This is a genomic window from Rhodanobacteraceae bacterium (genome assembly GCA_016713135.1).
Classification (GTDB): Bacteria; Pseudomonadota; Gammaproteobacteria; order Xanthomonadales; family SZUA-5; genus JADKFD01.
The window spans coordinates 222,028-240,073 of record JADJPR010000022.1; the positions used below are offsets into that span (position 1 = coordinate 222,028).

18 protein-coding genes and 1 pseudogene are annotated in these 18,046 nt (G+C 65.2%); 4 read left to right on the top strand and 15 right to left on the bottom strand.

The window, feature by feature from the left end; all coding sequences use genetic code 11:
* Positions 1–47: 47 nt before the first annotated feature.
* From IPK27_18975 to IPK27_19000, 6 genes are all read right to left on the bottom strand, one after another.
* Positions 48–1,544 (bottom strand): hypothetical protein, encoded by a 1,497-nt coding sequence (locus IPK27_18975; GenBank protein ID MBK8069622.1) that lies wholly within the window; start codon positions 1,542–1,544, stop codon positions 48–50.
* Positions 1,545–1,897: 353 nt separating this feature from the next.
* Positions 1,898–2,068, bottom strand: a complete 171-nt coding sequence (locus tag IPK27_18980; protein MBK8069623.1) for a hypothetical protein — start codon at positions 2,066–2,068, stop codon at positions 1,898–1,900.
* A 3-nt stretch (positions 2,069–2,071) separates the two neighbouring features.
* Complete coding sequence (locus IPK27_18985) at positions 2,072–2,251, bottom strand: hypothetical protein (protein MBK8069624.1); 180 nt, start codon at positions 2,249–2,251, stop codon at positions 2,072–2,074.
* Positions 2,252–2,446: 195 nt separating this feature from the next.
* Positions 2,447–2,626, bottom strand: a complete 180-nt coding sequence (locus IPK27_18990) for a hypothetical protein (GenBank protein MBK8069625.1) — start codon at positions 2,624–2,626, stop codon at positions 2,447–2,449.
* A 21-nt stretch (positions 2,627–2,647) separates the two neighbouring features.
* Positions 2,648–2,818, bottom strand: a complete 171-nt coding sequence (locus tag IPK27_18995) for a hypothetical protein (protein ID MBK8069626.1) — start codon at positions 2,816–2,818, stop codon at positions 2,648–2,650.
* Positions 2,819–2,821: 3 nt separating this feature from the next.
* Positions 2,822–3,001: a hypothetical protein gene (locus tag IPK27_19000; protein ID MBK8069627.1), complete on the bottom strand. Its 180-nt coding sequence runs from the start codon at positions 2,999–3,001 to the stop codon at positions 2,822–2,824.
* A 26-nt stretch (positions 3,002–3,027) separates the two neighbouring features.
* Between IPK27_19000 and IPK27_19005 the strand changes: the two genes are divergently transcribed.
* Together IPK27_19005 and ltrA are read left to right on the top strand one after the other, a co-directional pair.
* Positions 3,028–3,705 carry a hypothetical protein gene (locus IPK27_19005; protein MBK8069628.1) on the top strand — a complete coding sequence of 226 codons (678 nt, stop codon included), beginning with the start codon at positions 3,028–3,030 and terminating at the stop codon, positions 3,703–3,705.
* A gap of 368 nt (positions 3,706–4,073) precedes the next feature.
* Entirely contained in the window at positions 4,074–5,603 is a 1,530-nt protein-coding gene (ltrA, locus tag IPK27_19010) for a group II intron reverse transcriptase/maturase (protein MBK8069629.1), read from the top strand.
* A 116-nt stretch (positions 5,604–5,719) separates the two neighbouring features.
* Here the strand turns inward: ltrA and IPK27_19015 are convergent.
* Positions 5,720–5,841 (bottom strand): annotated as a pseudogene (locus IPK27_19015) (HTH domain-containing protein).
* Positions 5,842–6,173: 332 nt separating this feature from the next.
* The gene (locus IPK27_19020) at positions 6,174–7,184 is read right to left on the bottom strand and encodes a transposase (protein ID MBK8069630.1); all 1,011 of its coding nucleotides are present in this window, start codon (positions 7,182–7,184) and stop codon (positions 6,174–6,176) included.
* 267 nt (positions 7,185–7,451) lie between these two features.
* On the opposite strand from IPK27_19020, the gene IPK27_19025 reads away from it, so the two are divergent.
* Together IPK27_19025 and IPK27_19030 are read left to right on the top strand one after the other, a co-directional pair.
* Entirely contained in the window at positions 7,452–7,886 is a 435-nt protein-coding gene (locus IPK27_19025) for an ester cyclase (GenBank protein ID MBK8069631.1), read from the top strand.
* Between the two features lie 2 nt (positions 7,887–7,888).
* Complete coding sequence (locus IPK27_19030; GenBank protein ID MBK8069632.1) at positions 7,889–8,386, top strand: hypothetical protein; 498 nt, start codon at positions 7,889–7,891, stop codon at positions 8,384–8,386.
* A gap of 77 nt (positions 8,387–8,463) precedes the next feature.
* On the opposite strand, the gene IPK27_19035 is transcribed toward IPK27_19030, so the two are convergent.
* The 7 genes from IPK27_19035 to IPK27_19065 form a co-directional block, all read right to left on the bottom strand.
* Complete coding sequence (locus IPK27_19035; GenBank protein MBK8069633.1) at positions 8,464–9,051, bottom strand: tail fiber domain-containing protein; 588 nt, start codon at positions 9,049–9,051, stop codon at positions 8,464–8,466.
* Between the two features lie 256 nt (positions 9,052–9,307).
* Positions 9,308–10,372, bottom strand: a complete 1,065-nt coding sequence (locus IPK27_19040) for a hypothetical protein (protein MBK8069634.1) — start codon at positions 10,370–10,372, stop codon at positions 9,308–9,310.
* Positions 10,373–10,493: 121 nt separating this feature from the next.
* A complete protein-coding gene (locus IPK27_19045) occupies positions 10,494–11,144 on the bottom strand; it encodes a hypothetical protein (protein MBK8069635.1) in 651 nt (216 codons plus the stop codon).
* 68 nt (positions 11,145–11,212) lie between these two features.
* On the bottom strand, positions 11,213–11,524 hold the full coding sequence (locus IPK27_19050) for a hypothetical protein (protein ID MBK8069636.1): 312 nt from the start codon (positions 11,522–11,524) through the stop codon (positions 11,213–11,215).
* Positions 11,525–12,332: 808 nt separating this feature from the next.
* Complete coding sequence (locus tag IPK27_19055; protein MBK8069637.1) at positions 12,333–14,570, bottom strand: hypothetical protein; 2,238 nt, start codon at positions 14,568–14,570, stop codon at positions 12,333–12,335.
* Between the two features lie 238 nt (positions 14,571–14,808).
* Positions 14,809–15,567, bottom strand: a complete 759-nt coding sequence (locus IPK27_19060) for a helix-turn-helix transcriptional regulator (protein ID MBK8069638.1) — start codon at positions 15,565–15,567, stop codon at positions 14,809–14,811.
* 506 nt (positions 15,568–16,073) lie between these two features.
* The gene (locus IPK27_19065; protein MBK8069639.1) at positions 16,074–17,981 is read right to left on the bottom strand and encodes a hypothetical protein; all 1,908 of its coding nucleotides are present in this window, start codon (positions 17,979–17,981) and stop codon (positions 16,074–16,076) included.
* Positions 17,982–18,046: the final 65 nt, after the last annotated feature.

Below are 18,046 nucleotides of genomic sequence, written 5' to 3' on the forward strand. Positions count from 1 at the left end.
CGCCCGACGAATCCACTCCCGACACCCGCGCTAGCCAGCACATCAGATTAATTGAGGGAAATCTTCCGAAAAGCCATTAGACCGGCCGGCTTGCTTGTGTCGAGCGCAGGCAGTGGCGGATATTCGACCTGTTCCAGCACGTAAAGGATGCCTCCCACCTCCGCAATACGCTCCCACACTCGTCGCGTGGATATCGTTCCGTTGGTACGGTAGCGAATCAAAATCAAACGGCCTTGGGTGTCGATTGACCATGTCAATGGGGTGTTGTATCCGGACCCGGTTCCGCCAGTGGCGAACGAATATCCGCTGGTGCTGCGGCACGCAGGCTCGATCTCGGCGAATGGCCTTTCACAACCGCGGAGGGATCGGAGCTGGAATCCGATCAGGTCCGCCGCGTCGAAGCCGCGGCCCTCGGTGCGCATGATCGGCTGGGAAAGGACCATGATGTCGCCACTGGCGCCTACCTGCACGCTGGTGGACGTTACGGTCTGGCGATTCGCGCTCGCCAGCACGTGTCTCGCCTGGGCGCCGTCGGCATACGTGATCTGGAGGTTGCCCAGGGGGCTGGTTGACCACTGGAACTCGAGCTGGGACCGGTGGGTGATTCCGGTTCCGTCTGCACGGAATAGGTGAGCTTCTGCGCTTTCCACGGTCCCCGACACAATGCAATACGCCGTCATGCAATGGGGTAGTACCCAAGAGTCACCCGGAACGACAGGGATGGCGTGAAGCGGTCGATCGCCGACCTGCACTTGCGTCAAACGACTCAACGGAAAGGGTGCGACGAACTCGGGAGGTATTTCCGGATTGTTCGGGTAACGGTACTCGCCTTCGTAATTGACGCCGACGCTCAAGCTCCCCAGCGGACCACGAACGTACTGGGCGCGCACCGCCGTGGCCACGACTTCCCGTATGACAAGGCAGTTGCAGCTTGGATGCACCGCGCTGATCAGATAGCTGTGAAGAGGCAGACCATCGCGGTGAACGCCGCGAACGAGGCCTGAGGGCAGTGTGGTCCACGTGATGGGCTTGGCCGGCGCATAGATGGCCTCGTTCCACAGGAGCTCGCCATTCCCCGACGCGCCGAGAAAGAGGCGCGGGTAGTTGTTAATGACGCCCAATTCAAAGCTCGTATAGGGATGCAAGGCCACGTCGGTTGGCGGGGATGCCATCGGGAGCTGCGTGGGATCGCTGACGACGCGGGCGAGCGCGATGCACTCGGGCGACTCCGGTTCATTGAGGTAGCAAATGAACTCTCCACCCAAAGACTCCACCAACTGGATCGCCAGCGGCAGTTCGCCTACCGCCTGCAGGGTGGTGGCGGCCCCAGCGGGCAACGGCGCACCGCTGTCCGCCAGCAACGCGACCAGTGCGCCGCGCTTCGTCGCGTCGTCGCAGGAATCGAGTCTCGCGAGGCCGCGTCCGTCGTCTTCGCAGTCGACTTGCGAGTCTCGCGAGACCTTGTGGGCGGTCTGGCGAAACCGGAGTCGACTCTCAGCAGTGGCGCCGGATATGTCGCGAAGGCGAAAAGCGGGGACACCCATGTGGGCTGTCGGAATTGGCTGACGGGCGCGTCCGAAAGCTGCGGATCTGTGCTTGTCCTCGCTCTGTCCGCGTCTTCCGCTTTCTCTGTCGATCCGCGCGTGTCCCGTTTCCTCCGTTTCCTTCTACACGTTTCCTTTTGCAGGCGTGTATCGTCGGATGAGGTGCGGGGAGAATGCGTCATGGTCCGTGTGCTTCCGTTGCTGGGGTTGGGGCTTCTGCTTGTTCCGTGCACCGCGGCTGCCGCGCAGCTACCCGTCGGGTCGGGCGCGAACACGCCATCGGGAGCGCTGCCCGACCTGGTGATCGCCAAGTCGCACACGGGCAACTTCACCCAGGGTTCGGCGGGCAATCTCTACACGGTGGTGGTCAGCAACGCCGGCGCCGGCAACAAGCTGGCCGGCCAGGCGGTTTCGGTCACCGACACGCCACCCACGGGGCTCACCATCACCGCGATGGGCGGGGCCGGCTGGACCTGCACCACCTTGCCGACCTGCACCCGGAACGACCTGCTTGCAGCGGGCACCAGCTACCCGGATCTGACGGTCACCGTCACCGTCGCGAGCAATGCGGTTTCTCCGCGGATCAATTCGATCGCCGTGACGACCGCGCAGCTGGAGAGCAATGCGTCCAACAACAGCGATACCGACTCGACGACGATCGTGCAGCCCGACCTGGTGATCGCCAAGTCGCACACGGGCAACTTCACCCAGGGTTCGACGGGCAATCTCTACACGGTGGTGGTCAGCAACGCCGGCGCCGGCAACAAGCTGGCCGGCCAGGCGGTTTCGGTCACCGACACGCCGCCCACGGGGCTCACCATCACCGCGATGAGCGGCGCCGGCTGGACCTGCACCACCTTGCCGACCTGCACCCGGAACGACCTGCTTGCAGCGGGCGCCAGCTACCCGGATCTGACGGTCACCGTCACGGTCGCGAGCAATGCGGCTTCTCCGCGGATCAACTCGATCGCCGTCACGACCGCACAGCTGGAGAGCAACGCATCCAACAACAGCGATACCGACTCGACGACGATCGTGCAGCCCGACCTGGTGATCGCCAAGTCGCACACGGGCAACTTCACCCAGGGTTCGGCGGGCAATCTCTACACGGTGGTGGTCAGCAACGCCGGCGCCGGCAACAAGCTGGCCGGCCAGGCGGTTTCGGTCACCGACACGCCACCCACGGGGCTCACCATCACCGCGATGGGCGGGGCCGGCTGGACCTGCACCACCTTGCCGACCTGCACCCGGAACGACCTGCTTGCAGCGGGCACCAGCTACCCGGATCTGACGGTCACCGTCACCGTCGCGAGCAATGCGGTTTCTCCGCGGATCAATTCGATCGCCGTGACGACCGCGCAGCTGGAGAGCAATGCGTCCAACAACAGCGATACCGACTCGACGACGATCGTGCAGCCCGACCTGGTGATCGCCAAGTCGCACACGGGCAACTTCACCCAGGGTTCGACGGGCAATCTACACGGTGGTGGTCAGCAACGCCGGCGCCGGCAACAAGCTGGCCGGCCAGGCGGTTTCGGTCACCGACACGCCGCCCACGGGGCTCACCATCACCGCGATGAGCGGGGCCGGCTGGACCTGCACCACCTTGCCGACCTGCACCCGGAACGACCTGCTTGCAGCGGGCGCCAGCTACCCGGATCTGACGGTCGCCGTCACGGTCGCGAGCAATGCGGTTTCTCCGCAGATCAACTCGATCGCCGTCACGACCGCGCAGCTGGAGAGCAATGCGTCCAACAACAGCGATACCGACTCGACGACGATCGTGCAGCCAGACCTGGTGATCTCGAAGGCGCACACCGGGGTGTTTGCGCAAGGCACCAACGGCAACCGGTACGTCGTGACCGTCGCCAACATCGGGGCTGGAACAAAACTGGCGGCCCGTGCCGTCTCCGTGACAGACACGGCACCAGCGGGAATGACTTGCAACACCCTTCCGACCTGCACTCGCAGCGATGAACTGGTCGCGGGAGCAAGTTACCCGCAACTGGATGTTTTCGTTTCAATCGCGGCGAATGCCGGGTCGCCGCTCACCAACTCGGTCGCCGTGACGACCGCCCAGTTTGAGAGCAATTCCGGCAACAACGCCGCGACCGACCCGACAGTCATCGAACGCGTCTTCTTGAGGGATGGCTTCGAGTAGGTGCGCCGGCGCAAACCGGCAAAGCGTAAGGGGTGAGAGTCCCCGACAGGGAGAGGAGTAGCGATCCAATCTGTCCCCGAGTCATGCATGGCGCATCGCGAGATGCGTCGTGAAGCGTTGACAGGGGCGTCCATAGGCCAGCCATTGAGCCGCGAAAGAACCCTAATTCCGGGTGCCGACGCTTTCTATTCGGCGGAAGGCAGCACGCTGCGACGCGCTATTCGCGAGCGTCGTGGCGACCCGGCGAGGTCGCTAGACCCTGGCATGTGGATACGCGCTTTGTACGGGAGCCGGGAGGTCTCCGGTCCGACCGGTGGGCGGTGACGCCTGACGGCCCGTGTCGGGAAGGCGAGGAGCCGAAGCCGACAATGCACGGACCGGAGAAGTCAGACTGCTGCGTAGTAGCGATGAAGTGGGCGAACAAGAACGCGCGAGCGGAGGCGGAGTTCATGGAGCGAAGGCGGCAGGCCGAAGGGAACGCGGGACAGCCACGCACGCGCCGGACGCAGAGCCGGGAAAGCGTGTCACTGCAGCTGCACCGTGTACGCGAACGGGCGAAAGTCCGAGGGCAGGAGCGCTTCACGGCGCTGTTGCACCACCTCACGCCATCGCTGTTGGCGGCCGCTTTTTCCTGGTTGAAGCGGGATGCGGCCGTCGGTGTGGATGGCGTCACGTGGCACGACTACGAGGTTGACCAGGAGCGCCGACTCGCGGATTTGCACGAGCGTGTTCACCGTGGCACCTACCGAGCACGACCTTCGCGCCGCCAGTACATCGAGAAGGCTGATGGACGGCAACGTCCCTTGGGCATCGCGGCACTGGAGGACAAGATCGTGCAGCGGGCGCTGGTGGAAGTGCTGAATGCGATTTACGAGCAGGATTTTCTGGGCTTCTCGTATGGCTTCCGACCAGGGCGTGGACAGCACGATGCGCTGGACGCTCTGGCGGTGGCGATTGGACAGGAAAAAGTAAATTGGATCGTGGACGCCGATTTGGCGAAGTTCTTCGACACCGTGAGTCATGAGTGGTTATTGCGGTTTCTGGAGCATCGTATCGGCGATGAGCGGGTGTTGCGGCTGATCAGGAAGTGGCTGAAAGCGGGAGTCATCGAGGACGGGGTGCACCTGGCCACCGAGGTGGGGACGCCGCAAGGCGCCGTGATCTCACCGCTGTTGGCGAATGTGTATCTGCACTACGTCTTTGACCTCTGGGCCCAGCAATGGCGAAAGCGCCATGCCCGGGGCTCGATGATCGTGGTGCGATATGCCGATGACATCGTGCTGGGATTCCAGCACCAGAGCGACGCTGAAGCATTCCTGGTTGCGATGCGCGCACGACTGGAGCGATTTGCACTGACCCTGCATCCGGAGAAGACCCGGCTGCTGATGTTCGGCCGCTACGCGCAAGTGCAGCGCGACCGGGAGGGACAGGGTAAGGCCGAGACGTTCGACTTCTTGGGGTTCACGCACATCTGCGGACGCGACCGGCGCGGCGAATTTCAACTTCGTCGCCATACTCGGCGTGACCGCATGCGTGCTGCCCTGGTGGCGATCAAGGACGGCCTGCGGAGTCGACTCCACCAACCGATCCCGGTTCAGGGGAAATGGCTGGGGCAGGTGGTTGGCGGTTACATGGCCTACCACGGCGTACCGACCAACTTTCATCGGCTGGACGCGTTCCGGCACTACGCGGTCGACCACTGGCGCAAGGCGCTCAAGCGTCGCAGCCAGCGGGGCTCCACCACGTGGGACCGAATGAGCCAGCTGGCGGAGGCTTACATTCCCCGACCGCGCATCACCCATCCCTGGCCCAGCGTGCGCTTTCGCGTCAAACACCCAAGGTGGGAGCCCGGTGCGTTAATTGCGCCCGCCGGGATCTGTGCGGGGGGTGCCCGGTGACGGGCATTCCTACCGCGATGAGCGCCGGCAAGACCGGCGGAGCGTAAGGGGTGAGAGTCCCCGACAACGACGGACTAGCGGTCAGCCACGACTGGCTGCTGCGCTTCGTAGAACTCCGCATCGGCGATCCGGTAAACGGTGCGCACGGTCACTCGAGTTCGGCAGCCAGCGCCACGGCGCTCATGCGCCCGCGTAACTGCAACAGCATCAGGATCGACAGCAATCGGCTGGCGCGCACGAAGGCATCCTTCCCGGACGATCCGGAATGACATCGGATATCTCGCTGGGAAATGCTGACACAGGATGTCAGGTCAAGGTCGGCAGCATGGTGTCCGCAAAGCGAGGACACGCGCACGCAAAGCGAGGACACGCGCAAAGCGAGGACACGCGCACGCAAAGCGAGGACACGCGCACACACGCAAAAAGCGAGGACACCCGTCGATTCCAGAGCCGACCAACGTAGATGAACGTGCGGGTCGCTGGTGAATCCTTCGTGGTTTCAACGGGTTGGGCTGACCAAAGCCAACGCCCCCAGGCGCCCGCGGCGCCAAGAAGGTTGGCCTGTCGCTCTCAGTTCGAGAGCGAACGAGCCACGCCCAGGCCGCGCAGCCAGCGCTGGCCGATCTCCGCTGCTTTGTGGAGGAGCGCGCTCTCGCTGCCGATCACGCGGCAGAACCCGTGCTCAGGCTTGACCGCGCAGACTCGGTCGATCCACAGACTGGCGTCCATGCCGAGGCGTCCAAAGACGGCCGGTGCCTTTCCCGTTATTCGGCCGCGCTTGTTCGGGTGCCATCGGCGACCGGTCGCGTCGACCAGTTCGATGTACTCGGCGGTCGAAAGCGCCGTCACCGACAGGCCGCGAATGCCGAGCACCGGCGCCAGCTCAGGTCTGTGCGCGAGTTTGCCCGGCGCTGGACCAGCGTCGCCAACTTTCGACGGTGTCTGCGCACGCGGTTCCGACTCGATGGCGCGGATGCGCTTGCAGATGCTGGTGTGGGCGGACCCCTCCAGTTGCGAGGTCATGCCGGCGCGGATGGGATTGAGGTCCACATAGGCCATCGCCGACAGAACGGCGGTCTCGTCGAGCAGCACCTGGGAACGAAAGCGCCCTTCCCAGAAGCGACCCTTGCAGTGGTCCTCGACGTTTGCCCGCCGGGCGATGGGCTCGCTTAGCGACTTCATGAACCACGAGAGGCTGCAGAGGCGCGCGCGCAGCACAGCCAGTCGCGCATCGTTCGCGACGATCTGCGCCTTCGCTGCTTCGTACTGGCCATCCTCCGGCGGATACAGCCCCAGCCAGCGGGCGGCGACGTCGTCCGGGCTCCAGTCCCGCGCGACGTCGGCATGCATCTCGATCACCACATGCAGGTGATTGCTCATCACCGCGTAGGCCCAGATCGAGACGGCATACAGCTCCGCAAGCTGCGCCAGGCGGTCTTCGATCCACTGCCGGCGATGCTCGTGATCGGCGCCGGTCAATGGATCCTGCCCGCAGAGCCAGGCGCGGCGAACGCAGCGCGACACGCAGTGATAGACGCCGTGGGCGTTGGCGGGGACCAGCAGGGTGCGGGCTTGCGTCATGGGGAGTAGCATTGCCCGGACGGCGGGCGCGCGCTGTCGGAAAATTCTGATGAGCGCGTCCGTAATCTGCGGATTTGCGCGTGTCCTCGCTTCCTTCCTCGCTTCCTGTCCTTGCGGATTTGCGCGTGTCCTCGCTTCCGGCGCGCTCGCTTCCGCCCTCGCTTCCCCGGCGCGTGTCCTCGCTTCCCCGGCGTCCTCGCTTCCGGCTTCCGAGCTTCCGTGTGCCGCAACGGCGTATTTTGGCGTCAGGCGTCCTTTGGAGAAATGATGGTGGCTGATAATTTTTCCCGAAAGCAGTATGTGTTGGAGCTTCTGAGCGAGGTTTGGAGCCAGGGCAACTTGGACCGAATTGAGTTCCTGATCGCATCGGAGTACACGATTTTCCATGATCCGGGCGACCCCTGGAATGGAAGGGTGCTCACAGTTCAACAATATGTCGATAGAGTCGCAAAATCCCGTGCGCCTTTCCCAGATCAGAGGTTCACTGTTGTGGACCTGTTGGAGGATGGGGAGAAGGTGGCTGTTACCTGGCACTGGGTTGGTACGCACTTGGCTGAAATTGCCGGATTTGCGCCTTCCGGGAGGAAACTGGCCATGTCGGGTGCCACGGTCTACTCGTTCAACGGTGAACGTATCTGCGGGCATTGGCAGATTTCGGATCGTTTGAGCATATTTCAACAGCTTCATGGCGGGTCCGCGTGACGATGCAGTCCGATCGTCCTCGCGCACTGGTGGTTCTGTTGAGAACGGCTCTTGCCTTTTTGGGCGCGGTCGTTGTCTGGTTCTTGCTGGTTGCCAGTTTCGGCGCTGGTCCAGTTGGTGCGGCACTTGTGGCGCTGGCGGCCTTCGTTGCGTTTACTTTGGCTATCGCGCCGGCCGTTGGTTGTGTCGTGCTCTCTCACTCACATCAGGACGTGGTGTGGTTAACCCCCATCGCCGGGTTCCTGGGTGCATTAGGCGGGGTCGTCGGCTTCCACTATTTGCTCCAGCTTCTCGTAATGGAAGTCCCGTCGGCCGTTCCTGATGTGACCTCGCGAGCACAGGCAGCTGGTTCTGTGGTCGTTTGGTCTGTTCTGTCGGTCTCAATGGTGCTGGTATCGGTTGCATCGCAGGCATCAAAGCGTCTGCGCATTGTCGCAGCGTTCGTTGGCGCAGGCTTGGCGGGTGGGGCGGGAATGTGGGTCCGAGCGCTGGGCGTATGAAAGGCAAAGGACTGACAGTAAAAGGACGGGGGCCACCCGCAGAATTTGTCCCTTGACAGGCATGCGGCCTTGCCATCTCAATGCGACTTGTTCTCGTGGGTCGGGACGGGTGTGGGCGCTCCTGATTGCGTATTGGCCATCGCGGTCTCGATCAGTTGGCGCAGTTCGGCCAACTCGGCGCGCAGTTCGGCGTTCTCGGCTTCGATCTTCGCGTTGAGGCCCTGGATTGCAGCGAGGGCGACGCCGTCTCCGTCTACCGAGTTGATCGAGCGGGTGTCGGGCCCCAGGCCGAACGCGGCTGAGAAATCCTCCGCCATGGCGCCCATGTGGCGGATGCCGTCGGGCTCGCTCTTGTAGCGCCAGGTGGTGATCGGCAGCGCGACCACGCGCGCGAGAATCGCCCCGGGGTCGATGGGTCGGAACTCCGACTTCAGCGTCCGCGAACTGCCGATCGACCAAGCGTTGGCGCCGGCGGTGAGATAGGGGCCGGTGGCGTCGTTGCTGCCGGTGAACCCGGTGACGAACCAGACGCCCCCGGGCGCATAGACGTTGAAGGTATCCCTGCCGTCGGTCCAGCCATTGGCGACGCCGCCTGCCTGCACCGAATCGTCCATCGGATCGAAAGGTGCGGGGCCGGGTCGCTGCGCGCTGGCCCAGGTGAACATGCCCCCGCGCGTGGCGCGTGCAGACACACCTGCCGCGAAGGTGTTCGGGGCACTGGCGAGATTGTCGACACCCCGGGGATGGTGGCGTTGCCTGCGGAAGCCACATTGCCGCGACCGCCGCCCACTGTAGCTGCGTTGGCCTCCGATCGGTTCAGCTCGCCGCCGGCAACGGTGGTCGCTGGCGTGCTCGCGAGGTTGGAGTGTCCGCCACCGATGGTGCTCCCTGAGCCGCTTGCAACATTGGTGTCACCGCCGGCTATCGTACTCGGATACCAGTCGCGGCATTGTTGAGGGCCCCGGCGATCGTACTCGAGGAGCCCTCTGACACGTTGGCGATGCCACCGCCGACGGTCGCGTAGCCTGCAAGGGCCTGATTCTGTTTGCCACCGCCTACCGTGCTCCCGGGCTGCGCGGTGGCGTTGTCCTGGCCGCCGGCGATGGTACTGAATGTGCCAGTCGCATGGTTGTCACGGCCTCCGCCAATGGTGGCGTAGTCCGGCTGCTCTGAAACGGACTCCACGCGGTTGTTCAGACCGCCGCCGACGGTGGCATGGGAGAAGCCGGCCATATTGCCGGCGCCGCCTCCCACCACCGCGTGGGATCCAGAAGCCTGGTTGTCCTGTCCGCCACCAACCACTGCTGCCATCGCGGTTGCGCTGTTGGATGCACCGCCGCTCACGCTGCTGTCAGCGGCGCTCGTTATGTTGTTCCTGCCACCTGCGATGGCGCTCGAGTCGCCGCCGGCATTGTTGAACTGGCCACCGCCGACGCTGCTCGATCCTGCGCTCGCGTTGTTGAAAAAGCCCCCGGCGACGGTGCTCAACGAGTCGCCCGCGGTATTGCTCCAGCCGCCGCCGACGGTGCTCGCATTACCGCTGGAGCTATTCCCGCGGCCACCGCCGACGGTCGCGAACGGCGCCCCGAACAGCGGCTCGGCGTCGTCGCCGGCGCGATTGCCGAAGCCGCCGCCGACCACGCCGTAGTGATCGGTGATCCGGTTCGGGCTGCCGGAACCAAGGTCCGGGTCGCTGTCGGCGAGTACGCCGCCGCCGCCGATGCTGGCGCCGCGTACGCCCGGTGTCAGGCTGTTCGCGCTCGATCCGCCCAGGGTGTTGGAGGTGATCACGACGCCACCATTACCGACATTGGGCTCGATGCGCAGGCTGGGTGTGTTCTGGGTGCGGACGACGAAGGGTTGGGCGTCGGTGGTGCCGATGAAGTTCGTGGCGGGATTGGTACCGGCATTGCCGCTCAGCGCCCAGCCGCTGGCGCCGCCCGCGGGTGCGCAGGCGACGCTGCCGTCCTCGCCGATCTGCTGCACGAAGTTGGCGCCGGCGCAGCTGCCGGTCACGCGCCGCTGCACCTGCGCGCCGTCGATCTCGGCCGCGCCAATCCCGCCCGGCGCAACGCTGAGGTGCCGCTGCTGGTGATCGGGCCGCCGGTCAGGCGGCGCCGGTGGCCACGCTGGTCACCGTGCCGCTCCCGGCGAAATCGCCGCAGCTCACGCTGCCGTCGGCGGCCACCGACTGCACGCCCTGCGATCCGCTGCTACTGCCGTTCACCCGCCGCTGCACCTGGGTGCTGTTGACCTGCGTGGTGCCGACCGCGCCGGGTGCGATGTCCACGCCCTGCACGGTGGCGTCAACCAGGCTGGTGGTGGTGACCGAGTTCGGCAACGCGGCGACCGCGCCGAGTGCATACGGCGTGGCGGTCATTTCCGTGCGCGGCGACAGCGTTTCGTAGCTGCCGGAACCGGCCGGCTTGATGCGCACTTCCAGCCACTGGCGGTCGCCGGCGAACTGTGCCGGCCCGAAGTCGAGCTGGACATTGAACAACCCGTTGACCGCCGCCACGCCCGCACGCGTAACCAGCGGCCCGATCTGGCTGCCGCCGGAGGCGGCGTTGAACAGCCGGAACTCCATGTCGAAGCTGGCGTTGGCGGGATTGCCGCCGGTGCGCAGTTCACCCTGGTAGGTGAATGCCGGCGTGACTTGCGCGGTGAGCGGCAGCGCGGCGGTGAGCGCCAGTCCGAGTACGAGCGCCACCGCAGCGCGGCGGAGCAGGGTGGACGACGATTGCGGGTGCAGGGTCATGGCGAATCCTTCAAGGCTCGTCGGATGGCGTCAGGGGACAGGGCAGGGCGATCCGGGCTACCCATCGGCTACTCGAATCCGTTCGCGAACAGGGGATCTGGCAGGGCGCCCGCGGCCGCGCGATGGAATCCTCCGCGCAGCTCGTAGCTCGCGCTGGCCGCCGGCGGCGCGGCGTCCGGCTGGCCGATGGTTCCCTCGATTGTGTAGCCGGCGCTGCGCGCACGGGCTGCGCCGCCGTCGATGGACTGCCGCGGTATCTGGTAGCTGGCGCTGGAGGACTGGGCAATCGCCTGCGCCTGGCCAAGCATCGCTGTCAGGGCGATCGATGCCGCGACCATCGCCAACGCCATACCGGCGCGGAACAGACTGGCAAGGGTCATGGCAGGGTCCGTGTGTGGTTGACTCCTGCGATCCCTACCGGGCGCGGCGACCTCGATTACAGGCGCTTCGGGAGACCGCACTGGAGCGCGTCGCGTGGCGCCTGAGTCCGACAAGCCGCAGCGCCTCGGGAGTCCGCAGCGCCGAGAGGTCGGTCACGAGCAGTCCCTCCGGCCTTGCGACACCGAAGTCGACCTGACTGCTTACGGCTGGCCGGTAGCGTGACGCCGGAATCGGGTCTCGCGACGCCGGAATCTGGTCTCGCGACAGCGAAATCTGGTCTCGCGACGCCGGAGTTTGGTTTCGCGACGCCGCGTCGGTCGTCTCGCGAACCGACTTGCGAGTCTCGTGAGACCTTGTCGGCGGTCTCGCGAAACCGGATTCGACTTTCAGCAGTGGCGTCGCGATGTGTCGCGAAAGCGGTTTTCCGGGTCGCGAGAACCGGTCGAAGGTCTCGCGAAACTCGAATCCGCTGTCCGCAATCGCACCCGCGCATCTTGCGAAGGTGCCAACAGGCATCGCGAAACTCCGCGCAAACATGGCGCGCAGCGATGGCCGCCAGGTTTGACGAGGAATCGATGATGACTCCCACCGAGCGTGTCTACCTCCTGCTCGGACCGCTGAGCAGCCACCCGTGCAGCCGCAACCGGCAGGCTGTTCGCGCGCGTCGTAAACGCGCAGCCGATCCTGCGCCTGCATGCGCCGGCTCCTAAACTCTGATGAGCGCGTCCAAAATCTGCAGATTTGCGCGTGTCCTCGGATCCCCGCGCTTCGCCGCGTGTCCTCGCTTCCCCGTGTCCTCGCTTCCCCCTACACCTCGACGCGATAGCTCAGCTTGATGAGGAACTGCTGGTCGTCGTCGATGCCGAGCGCATCGTTGAACAGCGTGCCCACGCTGTCGAGGCGCTGGTCGAAATTCAGGCCGCCGCGGCTGTAGACCAGGTAGAGGTCGGACAGTGGCGCCAGCCCGTAGCGGTAGCGGATCTGGAAACCGAGATTGCTCAGGGAAAAATCGCGGTCGAGAGTGTCTGCCGGGCGCGCCACGCGATCGGCGCCGACCAGATAGCTCTCACGCGCGCGGGCACGAAGCGCAATGGTTTCGAGCTTGATCCGCAGTTCGCTGCGCTCGGAAATGATCCAGTTGAGATCGGCATTGAAACTGAGCTGGCGTGCCTCGAAGCTGGCGACACGCTGGCCCCCGCGCCAGAGCAGCCAGTCTGGTGAATGCCGCCATTGCACGAATGGCGACAGCGACAGCGTGTCGCTGAAGAAATAGGTCGGGAAAAAACTCAATGCAACGGCGCTGTGCTGCATGCCGTCGAGCCCTTCGTTCTGGGCGCTCGCGCTGTAGCCGACAGCCCAGTTGCCTTTGCGCGGTCGATAGCGCTCGGCGTAGGCGATGTAGCGCTGTGGCAGGCGCACCACGCCGTTGCCACGCAGGATCAAGTCCTCGTTGGTCGGGCTGAGCCAGGTCACCTCGTGGTAGAAGCTGCTGCCATCGTTGAAGGTCTGGTAGCGGTACCACGCTGCCGCGTCGAACAGTTTCATGCCATCGGTGTTGCGGCGCGTGCTGGTCGCGAAGCGGTTGTCGACCGAGGTGGTACTCGAACCTTCCGCGAACTCGGTGGTACGCACGCCGAACTCGTAGCGCAGGTAGTCAAGATCGTCGCGGTCGAGGTAGCCGAAGTCGTTGAGGTCCAGACCGTCGTCCATGTGCAGGACATAGATCTGCTGGCGATAGCGGTCGGAGAATCGCTGGTCGAAACGCGACTGCGCGCCAAACGCGCTATCGCGCAGACCATCCTGATCGATGTCCGAGCCGACGACCGTGGTCGCCAGCGACAGCGACTCGCCGCGGGTCCAGCGATGATCGATGGCACCGGTGCGCGCGCGGCGATCGAACAACGGTCGGTCCACGTCGGTGAGCATGAAACCGAGATCATGTGCGCCAAGGTCTGCGACCGTGCGCGCGGCCAGAAAGCTGCGGCCGGCTTCATCGGTTTCGTCAGCGGCAAACACGCCGTACTGCCAGCGGTCGACGCTGCCATTCAACTTGACCGCCGCGCCGACATCCCCGGCGCCGCTGCCATCGTCAGCCGGTCCGCCGACGCGCCGCGTATACAGCAGCCGCGAGTTGGAGATGCCGAAGGGCAGATCGAACAGACTCTGGTTTTCGGTGAAGAATGGTCGTCGATCGCTGAAGAAGGTCTCCACTGCGCCGAAATTCACCACCAGCTGATCGCTTTCGACCTGGCCGAAGTCCGGGTTGATCGTTGCCGAGAGCTGCAACGCGTTGTTCGGTTTCCAGAACACATCCAGGCCGGCATCGCTGTCGCTGTGGCCCTGGGCGATATCGCGCAGGCCCACCAGATAAGGCGTGAATGCCAACAGTTTCTGGCTGAAGGCGGCCACTTCGAGCGGGGCGAGCGCCGAGAGAAAGCGCGGCTCGCTCAGGTGCACCGGCGGCCAGGCGACGCGCTCGCCGGTGCTGCCGACCACGCGCGAAATGGCGATGCCGAGTTGACGCTTGCCATCGACCGGCGGTGGCATCGGCGCCAGATGCCACGGCAGCAGGAATTCGGCCGACCAGCCGTCGGCGCGCTCGCTGACCGCGTGCCGCCAGTTGCCGTTCCAGTCGGTCGAATACTGGTTCTCGTTGACCACCGTGCCATCGAGCACGCTGCCGCCCAGTGTCACGGTGAACGCCAGCGCGCTGCGGCCGGCGCCCTCGTAGTCGACACTCACCGAGACCCGGTCAACCGGGCCCGACTGATCACGCGCGCTCTGGTCGCGGGTGCGTGCGATCTCCGGCGGCTGCAGGCAATCGACGGCCACCGCAAGGCCGTGCTCGGTCGCCTTGATCCACGCGCGCGTGGCGTACGGCAGCGGCTGCCGCGTGCGCGGCTCGATCAACAGAAATTCGCTGACTTCGCGCGCATCGGCCCACTCGCCCGAGGCGATCTGACCATCGATGACGGGGACGCTCTGCGCGTTGGCGGTCAGCGCCGTCAGCGACAGATTGAGACCAAGAATCAGGGCAGCGCGCATGGGATCGAATGGCCAGGGACGACCCGTGCAATGCTGGCGTGCTCGTGCGTCAACGCCTGGAACTTGCGGTCGTCGATTGGAACGGTTCGGCATCGGTCACAGGTCATGAGCTTGCAGCCATGGCCGGGGACTTGTGCATCCCGTCCGCGCCGACGGGCGACCCGATGTGCGCCGCGACGTGGCTCCCGGAAGGCGCCGCGCCCTGCCGAAGCCAATGCGGCCATGGCCGACCAACCGGCTAAAGCGTCGCTCCTTTGCGGCGCTGGCGATAGTGACCGGGTGTCTCGCCCATATGGCGTTTGAACATCCGCGAGAAATGGCTGTGGTCGGCGAAACCGAGCTCGTCGGCGATCAGGCCGAGTGGCCGGTCGCTGTCGATCAGCGCGCTGCACGCGGCGCGCATGCGCAGCCCGATGAGGTGATCGGCCAGGGTTTGCCCGTAATGCCGGCGAAACAACTGAGAGAGCGCACGTGTCGAGACGCCGATCGTTTGCGCGAGTGCGCCGATCTGGGAGGGTTGCGTCGGGTTCGCCGCAAGGTGCTCCTGCAGCTTGCGCAGCCTTTCCGGGATCTGCACGGGCGCCTGCTCGCCAGCCCGCAGCAGTTGCACCAGCGCTTCGCTGGCGAGCACTTCGAATGCCAGTGGCGACAGACTGTCGGCTTGCCGCAACTCGGCGCGGAAACGCTCGCTGAGCACGCGCGTGGCGTCGTCGAGCAACGGTGGTACATCGCGTATGACCTGCCAGCGCTGCGGCAACCGCATCAGGAACTCGGCACCGAATTCGAGGTGCACCACGCGTGCACAGCGACCGCGAATGCCGATCGCATGGGGCATCTCGGCGGGTAACAGGCTGATGCTGCCCGTGCGCAGCTCGAAAGTAGCCTCCGCGCGCGTCTCCAGCAACGTTCCATCGAGGACGATGTTGATGCAATGCCCCGGGTGGGTGTGGGCGTGCAGTCGGTCTGCGCCATCAGGCTGATACACCTCCAGCGTCAAGCCGCCTGGGAGGCGCCAGGATTGCTGGGGAATCGCGAAGCGACGCGGGACACGCGGTGTTGGCATGGTCTTGCGAGGGCGGTCGGGGACCGCGGTGCTTTCAAGGATGACAACATGAGCCTGCATTGCAGGGCAGTCGAGTGGCAGAAGCCATGGCTCGGCCGGTGGCGCTCTTGGCGGGCGGCCGTCGCGGCCGCCGCTTCTGCATCGTGCCTGCCACAGCCAGGGCGGCCGCCGGGGACGGCGGCCCTCCAAGAGCCTGATGCGACGCTCCTGGAGGCAAAAGCGAGGACAAGCATCGACCTGAATCGTACCAATCCTCATCGCGGGAGCGCACCAAGAGCAACAGCGTTTGGACAAGGTCCAAACCCACGCACTGCAAGCTCGCGGCATCTGTGGGTTCGGACCTTGTCCGAACGCTTTTCGCATCGCCGGTCCATCGGCGATGAGGATTGGTACGAATCGGGAGCATCGATGTTACAGCCAACGCGCGCCGCGGGAGGTACTCAAGGCAAGGGCAGTCGGGACTGAGACTCGAAGCCGTCCGCGAGCAAGGCGTCTGAGGGCGACACCTCAAGGCGCACCTGGCTCGCGCCGGTATCGATGACGACCTGGTAGTCGAAGCCGGCTGGCGCAGCTGCCAGCGCGAGCCCTGCATCCACCAAGGTGCCATCGTAGTCGACCAGGAGGTAGCTGCCGGCATCGAATCCGCCGGCCGATTCGACGACAAGTTCGCCGTCCAGGCGCAGGTCGCCGGCAACGTCGATGCGGTCGCTGCTACTGCCCAGGTGCAACAGCAACTGGCTGCTGCTTGCCAGTTCCAGGCCCGAGTCGACCTGCAGCGCGGCCGTGCCACCGGCGTCGCCGCGCGGGTCGATCGCGCCGGGCCAGATCAGCGGGGCGCCCGACGCATGCTGGCGGACGACGCCGTCGCCGGACAACTGCGAAGACGCCGACACAGCGGTTGTGATGCCCAGCCGCAGGGTACTGGCGGAATCGATCTCGAAGGCGAACGGCCCGCCGATGATCTCGGCGAAACGGACCTGGCTCGATGTCAGCACGATGCGCGCCCGCGCCGTCGGGCCCGCGCTTCGCCGCGGCCCCGCGAAGGCCGTGGCCTTGACCAGAACGGCGACGTCGGAGAAGTTGTTGAACATGATCGAGTCCTGCTCGATCGCTTCGAAGGTCCACGGCGGCTCGGGAGGCAGGGGGCCGGTCGAATCGACCACAACCTGCCCGTTGAGTTCGAGCGATGCGCCTGACTGCAGGTTGATCGCTCCGTTGGTTCCCATGAAGATCGAACTGCCGTTGGCCACCGTGGCCGCGCCGGCGATGTCGATCGTTGCGTTCACGATGTTGCTGCCGGAAACGTCGAGCATGCTGCTGGTCGGAAAGAAGAAGCGGCCGTTGCCCTCCAGTTGCGTGTTGACCATCGCCAGTTCGAGCGATTCGAACTCTGCCTGGGCCTGTGCATCGACCCGGCTGTTGCTGATCTCGCCGCTGGTGATGACCACGTCCCGATCGAAGCGCAGGTTGCCGCCGGTCACTTCGAGGACGCCGATCTGCTGCAGCGCCGAGGTCGCTGGCACGTTCAGTGTGCCCGACCCGGCCTTGCGCAGGTGCAAGACCGGAGCAAGCAGCGATTCCGGCCTGAATACGTGGGTTTCGGTGCCGCCGAACTCGAGCATCGTGTCGGCGGCAACGGTCCAGTCTCCGGAATGGACGCCGCCACCATTGAAACGGGTCGGATGGTCGATTCGAACCATCGAGCCGGCTTCGCTGTCGAACATCCAGGCGATGTCATTCGCTGCGGCCATGGCGCCAGGAAGCGCATGGAACTGGCTGCCCGCTTCGTTGCGCACCAGCCCTGTCAGCGTCATCGAGAACCCTGGCGCGTATTCGATTTCGCCCCCCGCGAGATTGAGTATCCGGCCAGCGCTGGTGCCGGCCAGTGCGCCCTCGTCGAGTTGCAGCATGCCTTCGACTGCGAGGTCCTGGCGCAGGATCTTGGTGCTGCTGGTGGCGAGCATTCCGGTAGCGCCGTCGAGGATGCGCAGGCGACCAAACCCAGCCGGGCCGACCGCGCCTCGCTGCCAGAGGAACTGGTCGGCGATGCCGATGTCGCGCGTTGCGTTGCCAAGGATCGGCGTGCCGCCGCCGTCGCCGCGCAGGGTCAGGCGATCGATCGTCGTGGTCAGGTCGTTGGCGACACTGATGTTCTCTTCGATCAGGACGTGCCAGACATTGCCGGCACCGGGCATGCCGTTGACGGGCACCTGCGCGCCCGACCAGGTGGCTGGGTTCGACCAGCTCCCGGACTGGACCGCGCTGGCCGAGAGGGTTCCGGCCGGGGTTTCCGCCGCTGCAATCGCGGTGACGAACAATGCACCAAGTCGAGACAGCAAATTCGGCATTGCTACCTCCAGCTGCCAAATCGGGATTGGGCCGGCCGTTGCAGAGAATACGCCGTGCAGGCTGC